Consider the following 13,407-nt stretch of genomic DNA (forward strand, 5'->3'; position numbering starts at 1 on the left):
TATTCTATATTTTTTTTGATTAGAATTGTTAGTATCGGATAAAAAAAAGAGGCTAAAAATATACATTTAGCCTCTTTTTGCTGGGGATTAAGCAGTTACGATCTATAAGCCATAATTCCACCCAACACATTGTGTACTTTTTCAAACCCTTCAGCAAGCAAATATTGCTTAGCTCTTTCACTTCTTGCGCCGCTTCTACAATGCACATATATGTCTTGTCCTTTCATAGTTTCTAGTTGGTCTAAACTGTCAGGTAGATCACCCAAAGGAATCAAAATCCCACCAATATTGTCTTCCTCATATTCGTCAGGATTACGAACATCGATAAGGTTAAATTTTTCACCGCTCTCAATCATTTCTTTTAGTTGAGCTACTGTAATATCAAAATTCTCGTTCATGTTTTTATTAGTTTAGTTTAAATCTGTATCTGATGAACCATCGCCTGCTACCCAAACATTAATAGGTGAGCCAATTTTTATTTTTTCGCCGTCCCCAGCGGATGGGCTTTGTTTGATGACAGTTCCTGAAGGCTTATCCGAAGGCTCATATATTATATTACCCATACTCAAGCCTTTTCCAGATAGCAATATGTCAGCTTCGTCTTGTGCCATTCCCACCAAACTCGGAACGTCTATTTTTAAGTTTCCATATCCATCTCCTACAACAAATGTTATTTTGGAGCCTTTCGGAATATCATCGCCAGGTTGAATCTCACTTCCATTTAGTTTGACTTTCAAAACAGTATTTTCTTCAAGAGCAGCTATTTTTTCTTCTCCTGCAAATAGTAAACCAGAGCTAAGTAGTTGGTTTTGAGCACTTGAAGTTGATCTTCCTACTATGTTTGGCATTTTAACCAAAGGAGCCGAAATAGAAGCTACAGTCAAATAAATTTTCCTACCTGTTTTTACATTGGCACCTGATTTAGGATAATTAGATAAAATACTCAACGCCTGGGCACCAGGTACAAATAAGCTATCACTGATTTCATAATCCAGGTTGTAGTCGTCCAATATCTTCTCCGCATCATTCATACTGAGCCCTCTTAAATTCGGTACTTTGATGGCATCTCCATGGTTTGTGCTCCATGGCAAATACACAAAGAAAAACCCAAAAAACAAAATCATTATTACTGAAACAATGATAGCCAGATGAATTAAAATGTCAGTTTTAGTATTGGTGCTGTATTTGGGCATTTTATAAAATTTTATCAAAAGACAAAGTAATTTGTTTTTATACGAAAAACCAAATCAAGTATTTGATGCATTACTTAGTTTATTTTGAGAATTGAGGTTTTGAGTAGAAATTTTTACTGAAAAGCATTGAAATATAGACAAACTAGCTTGGAAATTTTGATTTTAAATAAAAAATGGAATTATCACAACTTAGTAATTCTCATTATGAAACTTCTAAAATATGTTCTGATACACGACTCAAGAAATTATTGTTTTGATGATTCGGTTTTGTTTATAGAAATTATTTTTTACCTTATGGTTTTTTAAGATACTTTCTTAATATCTATAGCCATTTTCCTTATGAAAAAAATAAAAATCTCTGATTGCGATATAAAACACAGACCTTTTTTAAGTTTCAATACACCATAATTTATTTTTTTGAAAGTCTATAAGTAGAAGTATTTATAAAATATTCATAAAGTGTTAAACTGGTCATTTTCCTTTTCTAATAAAATCTAAAATATATCGGTTAATTTGCTGAATATCAAGTTTTGTCAAATTGAAAAAATCAAGAATGCATTGATGAAAAAAGTATTGTATTTATGAACTGAGGGTGTACATTTAAAATACCGTATTTTATTTATTTTTTTTCGAACGTCTACTGATCGTTATTATAACTTTTTAGCTAAAAAAATGAAAACTATGAAAAAAATTTACCTAATACTATTAGTGTTTTCCTGCAATTTTTTTGCAGCGAAATTACTAGCCCAGAATAATTTATATGATGGAAAAAATATAAATCATTCTGATGGCTTTCTTATTGATTCAAAACAAAATTATCTTCACTTAAATGAATCAGAATCTTCGAAACGAGAAACTATTTCCTTTACTGAATCTTTTACTGCAAAAGAAAGAGAATCAACAATTTCGTTAGTATTTCCAACGGATTTTGATTTGGAAATATTTCATAGTAAAAATGAGAATGTAAATTCAAAAGCCTTTAAGGAATTAGAAGAAGAAGAAGAAGAAAAGATTTCAAATAAAAATAAGCAAACAAAAGCAAAAAATAACCCTAAGGAATTAAAAGTCAAGAAAATAAATCAGGTTAATTTTAAAGCAATTAAAAATTTAGATACTCGTGAAATTAGTAAAAAAGATGCAAGTACTAATAAAGCAAATAGTATTGACAATTCAAGATTATTGAGCCAAAATTTGGACAATAGTAATCAAAGCCTGTTATTGTTGAATCCTCCAACTTTTAGTATGTCTTATGACTTGACTACAATTGGACATGGGTCTACTTCCAAGTTGATATTTGTAATTAATAACTCAGCATCAGCTGCTGGGCTAAGAGATATAAGTTTTACGGATAATTTGCCAGCTGGAATGACAATTGCTAATCCAAGTAATGCAACAAATACCTGTAGTTTAGGGGAATTGTCTACGCCAGATGGAGGTTCAACTATTAGTTATTCTGGCGGTTCTATGGGTGCAAATAGTTCGTGTACAATTACGGTTAATGTTACAAGTAATACCGTTGGAGTACATGATAATATTACAGGAGATTTGACTTCAAGCTCAGGTAATAGTGGCCCTGCTTTTGCAAGTTTGACAGTATCTGGTAATATGCCAGGCTTTTCAAAAAGTTTTAGTCCTTCTAGTATAAATTTGGGGGAACGAAGTACACTTACTTTTACCATTGACAATACCTTGAATGCAAACAATTTAAATGGTCTAAATTTTACAGATATTTTACCTGCAGGAATGGTTGTGGCAAATCCGGCCAATGCTTCTTTAAATTGTTTTGGAGGTACTTTGACAGCTATGCCGGGTTCTAATTCTATAGTTTACAATTATCCACTTTCTGTTACGCCAACACTTTCTGCTGGAGCTAGTTGTACTATAAGTGTGGATGTAATTGGAAATACCTTTGGTCAACTTATCAATGAAACAGGGAATTTGTCCAGTAATAATAACTTTAATCCATCAACATTAAATGGGAAAGCAGCGGCCTCATTAAATGTACTCACGCCACCTCAAATTTTCATAAAAAAAACTTTTGCTACAAACCCTGTTTCGCCTGGAGGTACAACTGAATTAATATATACCATCTCGAATTTGAGCAGGGAATCAGAAGCGACAAATATTACTTTTACTGAAAACTTAACCAATGTTTTAACTGGGCTTACAGCAACAGGTACTCCTTTAACTAATATTTGTGGGTCCGGTTCATCACTTTCTGGTTCTACATTATTAACACTTTCCGGAGGGAATATTCCTGCAGAAGGTTCTGTAACTTTTAGTGTACCATTACAAATACCAGTGGGTGCGGTTTTGGGAAGCTATCCTAGTATTTCTTCAGCAATTACGGCCGACATAAATGGTAGATCAGTGATGGGGAATTTTGCCTCAGAAAATTTATTTATTGCGGATGTTCCCACTTTTTCTATGAATTTTCTGAATGACCCAATTCCAGGTGGAGGAATTTCGACTTTAGAGTTTGTTATAACCAACACCAGCAGTACCTCTGCCTTGACGAATATTACTTTTATTGATATTATAGAAAAGTTTATAGCTGGCTCGACCTTAAGTAACCTGCCTGCGAGTGGTTCTTGCGGAGCGGGATCAATTTTCTTTATGTCGACTACTATTGACGGCTTACAGTTTCAGATGTCGGGTGGAAATATTGACCCAAATAGTTCTTGTACATTTTCTGCTGATGTAAAAGTCTCAGAAAATATTAATGGAGGACAGTATACCAATAATACAAGTTATTTATCTGGAATCTTGGATGGAAAAATTGTTTTAGCAAATCCTGCGATTGATCAATTAGAAGTATTGGCTGTTCCAAGGATTTCGAAGTCTTTTCTAAGTAACCCTGTAAATCCAGGAAGTATTGTGAATTTGGAATATACTATAACCTATGATGAATTTGCTTCTGGAGATGCGACGGATATCTCTTTTTTGGATAATTTAGACGCAATTTTACCTGGCTTGGCGGCTGTTGGATTGCCAATGACAGATATGTGTGGGACTGGAGCCCAAATTAGTGGAACTACAAGTTTGACATTTACTGGAGGGGCACTTTCTCCTGGAGGTAGTTGTACTTTCATAGTGCCAGTTTTGGTTCCTGCTGGAGCTATTCCTGGGAATTATTCGAGTTCGACTGGTACACTAACAGCCACAGTTGGTGAGCAAGTTGCAAATAGTAATATAGCTACTGATGAATTAGAGGTTGGGGGAATATCATTCTCACAAGAGTTTTTAACAAATCCAGTGATTCCGGGAGATTTAACTACACTTCGATTTACGATAGATAATACGTCTATATATGATGCAAGTGATATCATTTTTACAAATAATTTAACATCGATAGTCTCAGGAACTTTGGCCGAGGCACCTCTTCCAGTCAGTCCATGTGGAGGGTCTTTTGTAGCAGGTGGTAATATTTTATTGTTATTATCTGGTGCAACAGTAAATGCAGGTTCTAGTTGTACATTTGATGTACCTGTTAGGATTCCTTTAAATGCTACATCTGATACATATAACAATATTACCTCGGCTTTATCTTTAACATTAAATGGTATAGCAAAGGTTTTGCCTGCAGCCTCGGGAAGTTTAGTTGTCAATAAGAATTTAATTTCTTTATCAAAAGCTTTTATTAATGACCCTGTGATACCCGGGCAAAATGTGACTGTTGAATATACATTAAGCAATCTTGGTACTGCTCCTGTTACAGCAATTGCATTTTCTGAAGACTTTGAATCAGTTTTGTCAGGTATGACAATTTTAAGTGTAGGTATTAGTAATTGTGATGGAATAATTTCTGGGGTAGGAACAGGCCTTCTTGATTATACTGGAGGTAGTCTAGGTGTAGGTAGTTCTTGTACTTTTAGTTTGATTTTGCAAACCCCTGCCAGTGCATCATATGGGTCAGTGATAACTTTTACTTCAAGTGGTCTAACTGGAACAATTTCTGGGCTTCCAGTCGTGGGTGATCCAGCTTCAGATGATTTAATCTTTCAATCTCTTCAGTTTAATAAATCTTTCTCTGGTCCAGTAGTATCTGGCGGAACTACAACATTAACTTATAGTATTACCAATACTGATCCTAGCAGAACCTTTACCGAAATTACTTTTAGTGATGATTTAGATGCATTTATAAGCGGTGCTGTTGCTACTAATTTACCTTTGAATGGTACTTGTGGTGCTTTTTCAAGAGTAAGTGGAACTTCAACTGTTAATTTTGCAAGAGGAGAATTGTCTCCTGGTCAAACTTGTGCTTTTGCCGTATCAGTAAAAATACCATGTGAGACAGTTGCCAATACCTATTCTAGCAATGCAGGTAATCTTAGTTCTGTAGAAATTTTGAATGCTGGAACTGCATCAGCGGATTTAATTGTAAATTCTGCTTCTCAAGCTTCATTTATTGCCTCTGGAGATTTATGTTTAAATGAAGGTTTGCAACTAGGACTTGGCGGAGGCACGCCAACGGGTGGAATCTACAGTGGCTTAGGAGTAACTGATGATGCAAATGGCTTGACGTATAGTTTTGACCCTTTGGTAGCTGGAATAGGCACTCATATTTTGACTTACACTTTTACGGATATTAATGGTTGCGTCACTTCTTCCACAGATAATGTTGAGGTATTTGCAATTCCTTCAGTAACTTTTTCCGCACCTTCTGATATTTGTGTAAATGCTGGTGTTCAATCTGGTTTAGGCGGAGGTTTACCAATTGGAGGGGTTTATGAAGGACCAGGTGTAACGGATGATGGAAATGGTACAACCTATACTTTTGACCCAACCACTGCCAAAGTAGGAGTGCATTCGCTATCTTATTCATTTACAAATGCAAATAACTGTACCACCACAACATCAGATGGAATAGAAGTGTTTGCCCTACCAGTAATTACTTTTGCTGCCCCTTTTGATTTATGTATTGATGCTGGCTTGCAATCTGGATTAGGAGGAGGATTACCTATTGGAGGAGTATACTCAGGACCTGGCGTAATAGATGATGGGAATGGTACAACTTACACCTTTAACCCAAGCATAGCTGGAGTAGGGTTACATACTTTTACATATACTTTTACAAACGCAAATAATTGTACAAGCTCTGAAATGGATGGAATAGAAGTATTTCCAAGAATCGAAATATTATCTAGAAGTTTATCCGAATTTAATGATGTCTTTGCCTGTGAAAATGGTTTAACTAAGATAGGAATAAATGTGGCAAATCCTAGCTTGATTGCCTATAAATGGCAGATAAATATAAATGGCATATTTACTGACCTTGCAGAAACCACGCCTTACGCTGGAGTTAGTACTGACACTTTGATGATTAATCCAAGTGGCTTGGCTTTAGATGGATTCCAATACCGTGCGATCATTTCTAATGGTTGTGAAGTTATTGTTTCTGATACTTTTAAATTAAAAGTAGGAGCATTACCTATTATTTTGCAACAACCAATAACTCAAAGTGTTTGCCTTGACAACGTTGCTGTTTTAGAGGTAGAAGTTAACGGTTTGGGGGTTTCATATCAATGGCAAATTGATAATGGTGGAGGTTTTGAAAATGTCAATGGCCCTGAATATTATGGAATAAATAGCAAAAAACTTATAATTTCTAATTTTAGTTATTCCAAAAGTGGAAAACCATTTCGATGCTTGATTTATACTGCTTGTTTTCAAGTACCTTCCCAATCCGCTATAATTACTATAAATTCTGACGTTACCATTTTGTCTCAACCTAGCTCTCAGACAGTATGCGAGTTTAGTTCTGTTAATTTTTTAGCCTTAGCTGTGAAACTAAGTCCGGGAGTATTGAATTATCAATGGCAACGTAAAACAAGTGCTACCACATGGGAGAATGTTATTACTGGTGGTAGATATGTAGCGATTGGAAATAAATTAACTATCAACAATGTACCCTCAGGGTGGAATGGAGCAGTATTTCGTTGTTTAATAAATGATTACTGTCAAACAATACCTAAAACGCTAAATGTAACTCCTGTTGCTAACGTAACTAAAAATCCTGTTAATCAAGAAATATGTGTAGGTAATAATGCAAGTTTTACTGTGAATGCTCAGGGAGAAAATCTAAGTTATCGTTGGCAAGTAAATAGTGGTTCTGGATTTATTAATTTATTGGACGGGGGTATTTATCAGGGAGTTACTTCTCCTGTTTTAAATCTAAGTTTACCTCCTTCATCAGTAAATGGCTTTCAATATCGTTGTTTTGTATCTGGAACTAGTAGTTGCGATTTTGTAGCAGATACATCGGCAATAGCTACTATTAGTGTAGGTATATCTCCTGAAGCTCAAACTGTTTTTTGGAATTCTGATATTAGCACAGCAGTTCCAATAACTCAAGCTGTGGGATATATTTTAGCTATAAATTCTATTTTACAGCCAAATGGTAAAGCGGAATTTAGAGCAGGTAATTCCATTTCCCTTAACCCAGGCTTTGAAGTGGAAACTGGGGCTGTTTTTATAGCTAAAATTATGAATCCTTGTCAAACCTCCAATGTAAGTTCAGGAAGTGGCAGTAAAGTGCCTAAAGAGCTAGTGAAGTGATTTTTAAAAATTTTATTTCATTCTGAATCTTTCAGAATGAAATAAAAAATTAGGTGTTTAAAAAAAAAGAGAGATGCCTGAGAATTAGCAATCACCTATTTTGTCTTTTAGAAGTTTTAAATAACCTTTTAATTTTAAAAAGAATATTTTACTAGGAAAGTTTTTCAGCGAATGGCTTAAACATTTTAGCAAGATATTTTCCAATAATATCAAATTCTAAATTTACCTTATCTCCAATTTTCAAAGCATTTAGATTCGTATGTTCCCAAGTGTAAGGGATTATTGCCACAGAAAAGCCATTTTCAGTTGAATTGAATACTGTTAGACTAATTCCGTTTAAGCAAATAGAACCTTTCTCAACTGTAATATTTCCAGACTTTGGGTTATATTCAATATCAATTCTATAACTTCCATTTTGATCAATAATGTTTTTGCAAAAACCAATTTGGTCAACATGGCCTTGTACCATGTGGCCATCAAACCTAGAATTCGCCTGCATGCTTCGTTCCAAGTTAGCAAAATCGCCAATTTTCCATTCCGACAAGCTAGTTTTTTGTAAAGTTTCTTCAATAGCTGTTACTTGATATCGTGAACCTTCTATATTTTCAATTGTCAAGCATACGCCGTTATGAGCCACACTTTGGTCGACTTTTAGTTCTGGAGTGAGCGAACTTTCAAATACAAAACTTACATTTGTTTGATTCTTAATAATTTCAATCAAATGGGCTTTGTTTTCTATTATACCTGTAAACATTTATTGAGTTTTTTGAAAATTGCTCTTTCCATTAGAGCAATTTTATTAATTTTATGATTCACAAAAATACGGATTTTTTATGTTTAAGAATAAATTAATTGTGGGTATTGTAGTCCTAGGGATTTTAGGAATTCTTTATTATACATTATCAGGAACTCCCGGCTACAATGAGCAAACTTTAAAAACTTTTGAGGAATATAAGGAGCATATTAGTACTATGCAAGACAGTCCGATAAGGGAAAAGGGAACCTTCGATTTTTTTGAGCCAGATAAAGATTGGATTGTAGAAGCGGAATTTAGTCCTACTATTGATAATGTTGATTTTCAGATGGATATGACGGATTCTTCAAAAATAAATGCTGTAATAGCTGGTAAAGGAAAGTTCACAAAAGACGGAAAAGAGATTACTTTTTATGTTTTTGATGAAGGACAATCCTACCTTTTGCCTTTTCGAGATTTGACAAATGGGCAAGAGTCTTACGGTGGAGGCAGGTATATCAATATTCCGAAAGTAAATCTTATGGATGGCAAAATTGTGATAGACTTTAATTCTGCAAGAAATTATTATTGTGCTTACAGTTATGATTATATATGCCCAGTTCCTCCAAAGGAAAACGCCCTTCCTGTTGCTGTGAATGCAGGAGAGAAAAATTTCATCAAATAAACCAAATTAAACATGAAAAAAATCTTATCTCTTATTTTATTCATTTCCTTTCTTTTTGGGAAAGTAAACGCTCAAGACATTGATGCTCAGCTAAAAGACGCCAAAAAGATTGAAGGATTTTTTAATTTTTATTGGAACGAATCCAAAGGAAAAGTTTTCCTAGAAATCAAAACCTTAAATGAAGAATTTCTTTATTATCCAAGTTTAGCACAAGGACTTGGGTCAAACGACATTGGACTTGACCGAGGAAGATTGAGCGACGAGCATATTCTGAAGTTTGAGCGATTGGGTAATAAAATCATGATGGTAGAACCCAATTACAGATACCGAGCCATAAGTAATGACCCCGTTGAGAAGAAAGCAGTGGAAGAATCTTTCGCCCAATCTATATTGTTTGGATTTGAAATTTTGAAAAATCAAGATGGGGTTTTCCTAGTGGATTTTACACCTTTTTTACTACGTGATGCCTTAAATTCTGCCAAGGATATTTCCAATCTAAAGCAAGGGAATTATTCATTTGATTTGTCTAGGTCAGGTGTTTATATGCCTATGTGTAAATCATTTCCAAAAAACACCGAGTTTCAGTCTGTAATAACACTTAGTGGAAGCGGAGCAGGCCGAATGGTAGCTGAAGTAGCTCCGAATACTGATTTTATTACTATGCATCAGCACCATTCTTTTGTGAAATTACCTGAACCAGGGTATGTTCCTAGAGAATATGATCCAAGAATTGGCTATGGCGGAATTGAGTTTTTTGATTATTCTTCGCCTATCAATGAGCCTATAATGAAGAAGTTTACATCAAGGCATCGTTTGCAGAAAAAAGACCCTAATGCTGCTGTAAGTGAGGCAATTGAGCCAATTGTTTATTACATCGACCCAGGTATTCCTGAGCCAATTCGTTCGGCATTGTTTGAGGGTGCCACCTGGTGGAATCAGGCCTTTGAAGCGGCCGGTTATAAAGACGCTTTTCAAGTGAAAATGCTTCCAGTAGATGCTGACCCTATGGATGTTCGTTACAATTTGGTACAATGGGTACACAGAAGTACACGCGGATGGTCATACGGAATGAGTATAATTGATCCGAGAACTGGGGAGATTTTGAAAGGAAAAGTTTCTTTGGGTTCATTGAGAGTACGCCAAGATTACATGTTGGCTCAAGGACTTACGGGAGATTTCAGCCCGGGTCAAAGTGACGAATTATTACATAATTTATCTATAGATAGACTTAAACAATTGTCGGCACACGAAATTGGTCATACGCTGGGTTTACCTCATAATTACATTTCGAGTGTGCATAATAGAGCTTCAGTAATGGATTACCCACATCCTTATGTGACGCTGAGCAATGGAAAAGTTGACTTGTCAGATGCTTATGCAAAAGGCATTGGAGAATATGACAAGGCTTCAATTATTTGGGGATATCAGGATTTTCCAAAAAACAAAAACGAAAAAGTTGAGCTGGAAAAAATAGTGCAAGATTTGTTTGCTAGTAAAATGCAATTTTTGACAGATCAGGATGCCAGACCAAATGGTTCTGTTCACCCCGAAACGCACTTGTGGGACAATGGAGCAAATTCTACAGATGAACTTAATAGATTGATTGCTCTCAGAAAACACGTTTTGGAAAATTTTGACGAAAAGAAATTACAACAAAACCAGCCAATGGCTACATTGGAAGAGGTTTTTGTGCCCATGTATATGTTTCATAGGTTCCAAGTACAGGCTTCTGCCAAGTCTTTAGGGGGAGCTTTTTATACCAATGCACTTAAAGGCGACAAACAAGAAATATTCAAACCAGTAAACGGAGCAGATCAAAGAAAAAGCTTAGATGCTTTGCTTGAAACTTTAAAACCTTCGTTTTTGGCTGTTCCAAAACAGTTGTTCGGACTTATACCGCCAAGGCCGTTTAGGTATCCAGCTAATCCAAAGGAGACTTTTAAGAGACACACAGGGATGAGTTTCGATATTCTTTCTCCAGCCGAAAGTTCTGCTGAATTGTCTTTAAGTTTGATGTTGGAGCCAACTAGAGCTTCACGATTAGCAACACAACAAGTTTTTGACAAAACCCTTCCGTCTTTTTTAGAAGTCTTAGGTAAAATGACAAAAAACTTAGTTCAAAGTCCCGATTTATCGAAAAACGACTATACGGGACAACTGAAAAGAGTCGTAGCTGAAATGTATATAAGAGAGTTGAAAATGCTTTCTGAAAACGAAACCGCAAATATTGAAGCAAAAAGCAATACATTAGCTGAATTGAAAAACATCTCGGCATATGTGGCTAAAAATCAAGTAGTTTTAGGTGGATTTGGAATTTATTTGGATAATATTTTAAAATCTGAGTATATCAAATTGGCCTCAAAAGGTTATTTTATAGCTCCTGATGGTCAGCCGATAGACCAAGATTATGATTGGTTAGAATGCAGGAATTGAGTTTTTAAAGCGATATTTCGGTAGTGCTTTTTACCTCAGACATCACAAAGAATGAATTTATCAGTGATACACCTTCTATCGCTGATAATTTCATTTGGTGAAAATTATGATATTCTTCCATGTCTTTTACAACTATTTTTAAAAGATAATCAAAACTTCCAGACACAAAATTACATTCTACAATTTCAGGAAGTAGCAATATTGCACGGTCAAAAATCTCTGATACTTCTCTCGTTTGTCTTATCAAAGTTACTTGCGAATAAACGGTCAAACCAACCCCTAACATTTGTTTGTTCAGGATTCCAACGTATTTTTCTATCACTCCCTCTTGTTCCAATCTTTTGATTCTATCATGGACAGGACTCAAGGAAAGGTTGATTTTTTGAGCAATTTCTTTGAAAGTCAAAGTAGAATTATGCTGCAATAGTTTTAGAATTTTTTTGTCTATATCGTCTATCTTTATTTTCATCCGAAAAAATTACTTTTTTTTTAATAATATTTTTAAATAATCGAAATATTTACTGCAAATCTATATTAAAACTATAATAAAATTCTTATTTTTTTAAGTATGTGCGAAAATATTCTTTATAATATAATTTTGTTGCACATTTCAAAAAACAAATAATATTGCGTCGCAATACAATCTCAACAAACTAATGGTTTTAGGAGTACCAAAGGAAATAAAAAACAATGAAAATAGAGTGGCCATGACCCCAGCTGGTGTTATGGAGTTGGCCAAGTTTGGTCACTCAGTTTTTATTCAGAAAGATGCTGGTGTTAACAGCGGATTTAAAGATGAGGAATTTATAGAAGCAGGTGCTCAAATTTTAGAAACAATCGAAGAGGTATATGCTATTGCCGAAATGATTGTAAAAGTAAAAGAGCCAATAGCTTCTGAATACGGTTTGATAAAGAAAGATCAGCTGGTTTTTACGTATTTTCATTTTGCCTCGTCAGAGCCATTGACAGAAGCTATGCTGAAAAGTCAGGCAGTATGTTTAGCCTATGAAACCGTTGAGAAGACAGACCGTTCTTTGCCTTTATTGATTCCGATGTCAGAAGTGGCTGGAAGAATGGCGATTCAAGAGGGAGCAAAATATCTTGAAAAACCGCAGAAAGGTAAAGGTGTCTTGTTGGGTGGTGTTCCTGGAGTTCCGTCTGGTAAAGTTTTGATTTTGGGTGGAGGAATAGTAGGTACTCAAGCCGCAAAAATGGCCGCAGGTTTAGGTGCAAGAGTAGTGATTATGGATATTAGTTTAAATAGATTGAGGCAATTGGCTGATATTATGCCTGCCAATGTAACAACTATATTGTCAAACGAATATAATATCAAGGATGCTATTAAAGATGCAGATTTGATAGTTGGAGCTGTTTTGATACCTGGAGCCAAAGCTCCGCATTTGATTACAAAAGACATGCTAAAATTGATGAAACCAGGTACGGTGGTTGTTGATGTAGCTGTTGATCAAGGAGGCTGTATTGAGACTTGTAAACCAACTACCCACGAAGACCCTGTTTATGTAATTGACGAAGTAGTGCATTACTGTGTAGCGAATATGCCAGGAGCGGTGCCTTACACTTCAACTTTGGCTTTAACCAATGCCACATTGCCTTATGTGTTGCAATTGGCCAATAAAGGTTGGAAAAAAGCTTGTGCCGAAAATCTTGAGCTTAAGAAAGGGCTAAACGTAGTAAATGGCTCGGTAGTTTATAAAGGTGTAGCTGATGCTTGGAATCTGGAGCTTAGTGAATTAGAAGATTTTTTTGATTAAAGGAATTTCCCAAACGTTATATTTTTTTGTGTG

Annotated in this window: 8 protein-coding genes; 4 read left to right on the plus strand and 4 right to left on the minus strand. The window is 35.2% G+C overall.

What is annotated here, in order from left to right:
- Positions 1-95: 95 nt before the first annotated feature.
- A complete protein-coding gene (locus tag EGI22_RS03070; protein ID WP_255066309.1) occupies positions 96-398 on the minus strand; it encodes a rhodanese-like domain-containing protein in 303 nt (100 codons plus the stop codon).
- 12 nt (positions 399-410) lie between these two features.
- Complete coding sequence (locus EGI22_RS03075; protein ID WP_255066311.1) at positions 411-1,193, minus strand: PASTA domain-containing protein; 783 nt, start codon at positions 1,191-1,193, stop codon at positions 411-413.
- Positions 1,194-1,874: 681 nt separating this feature from the next.
- On the opposite strand from EGI22_RS03075, the gene EGI22_RS03080 reads away from it, so the two are divergent.
- Positions 1,875-7,751, plus strand: a complete 5,877-nt coding sequence (locus EGI22_RS03080) for a 3-coathanger stack domain-containing protein (protein ID WP_255066312.1) — start codon at positions 1,875-1,877, stop codon at positions 7,749-7,751.
- Between the two features lie 151 nt (positions 7,752-7,902).
- On the opposite strand, the gene EGI22_RS03085 is transcribed toward EGI22_RS03080, so the two are convergent.
- Positions 7,903-8,505, minus strand: coding sequence for a riboflavin synthase (locus EGI22_RS03085; protein WP_255066313.1), 603 nt, complete (start codon positions 8,503-8,505; stop codon positions 7,903-7,905).
- 79 nt (positions 8,506-8,584) lie between these two features.
- On the opposite strand from EGI22_RS03085, the gene EGI22_RS03090 reads away from it, so the two are divergent.
- Both EGI22_RS03090 and EGI22_RS03095 read left to right on the plus strand, forming a co-directional pair.
- Complete coding sequence (locus EGI22_RS03090) at positions 8,585-9,169, plus strand: DUF1684 domain-containing protein (protein ID WP_255066315.1); 585 nt, start codon at positions 8,585-8,587, stop codon at positions 9,167-9,169.
- A gap of 12 nt (positions 9,170-9,181) precedes the next feature.
- Positions 9,182-11,602 carry a zinc-dependent metalloprotease gene (locus EGI22_RS03095; protein WP_255066317.1) on the plus strand — a complete coding sequence of 807 codons (2,421 nt, stop codon included), beginning with the start codon at positions 9,182-9,184 and terminating at the stop codon, positions 11,600-11,602.
- Positions 11,603-11,606: 4 nt separating this feature from the next.
- Here the strand turns inward: EGI22_RS03095 and EGI22_RS03100 are convergent, their stop codons facing one another.
- Positions 11,607-12,071 (minus strand): Lrp/AsnC family transcriptional regulator, encoded by a 465-nt coding sequence (locus tag EGI22_RS03100; RefSeq protein ID WP_255066318.1) that lies wholly within the window; start codon positions 12,069-12,071, stop codon positions 11,607-11,609.
- 187 nt (positions 12,072-12,258) lie between these two features.
- Here EGI22_RS03100 and ald point away from each other — a divergent pair, with 187 nt between their 5' ends.
- Positions 12,259-13,374 carry an alanine dehydrogenase gene (gene ald, locus EGI22_RS03105; RefSeq protein ID WP_255066323.1) on the plus strand — a complete coding sequence of 372 codons (1,116 nt, stop codon included), beginning with the start codon at positions 12,259-12,261 and terminating at the stop codon, positions 13,372-13,374.
- Positions 13,375-13,407: the final 33 nt, after the last annotated feature.

The organism is Lacihabitans sp. LS3-19 (assembly GCF_024343575.1).
Classification (GTDB): domain Bacteria; phylum Bacteroidota; class Bacteroidia; order Cytophagales; family Spirosomataceae; genus Leadbetterella.

What these genes read in the sequence shown, in the direction of transcription:
- EGI22_RS03080 (WP_255066312.1), top strand. Translation starts at nt 1,875, where the DNA reads ATGAAAAAAATTTACCTAATACTATTAGTGTTTTCCTGCAATTTTTTT.
- EGI22_RS03070 (WP_255066309.1), bottom strand. Translation starts at nt 398, where the DNA reads ATGAACGAGAATTTTGATATTACAGTAGCTCAACTAAAAGAAATGATT.
- EGI22_RS03100 (WP_255066318.1), bottom strand. Translation starts at nt 12,071, where the DNA reads ATGAAAATAAAGATAGACGATATAGACAAAAAAATTCTAAAACTATTG.
- ald (WP_255066323.1), top strand. Translation starts at nt 12,259, where the DNA reads ATGGTTTTAGGAGTACCAAAGGAAATAAAAAACAATGAAAATAGAGTG.
- EGI22_RS03090 (WP_255066315.1), top strand. Translation starts at nt 8,585, where the DNA reads ATGTTTAAGAATAAATTAATTGTGGGTATTGTAGTCCTAGGGATTTTA.
- EGI22_RS03085 (WP_255066313.1), bottom strand. Translation starts at nt 8,505, where the DNA reads ATGTTTACAGGTATAATAGAAAACAAAGCCCATTTGATTGAAATTATT.
- EGI22_RS03075 (WP_255066311.1), bottom strand. Translation starts at nt 1,193, where the DNA reads ATGCCCAAATACAGCACCAATACTAAAACTGACATTTTAATTCATCTG.
- EGI22_RS03095 (WP_255066317.1), top strand. Translation starts at nt 9,182, where the DNA reads ATGAAAAAAATCTTATCTCTTATTTTATTCATTTCCTTTCTTTTTGGG.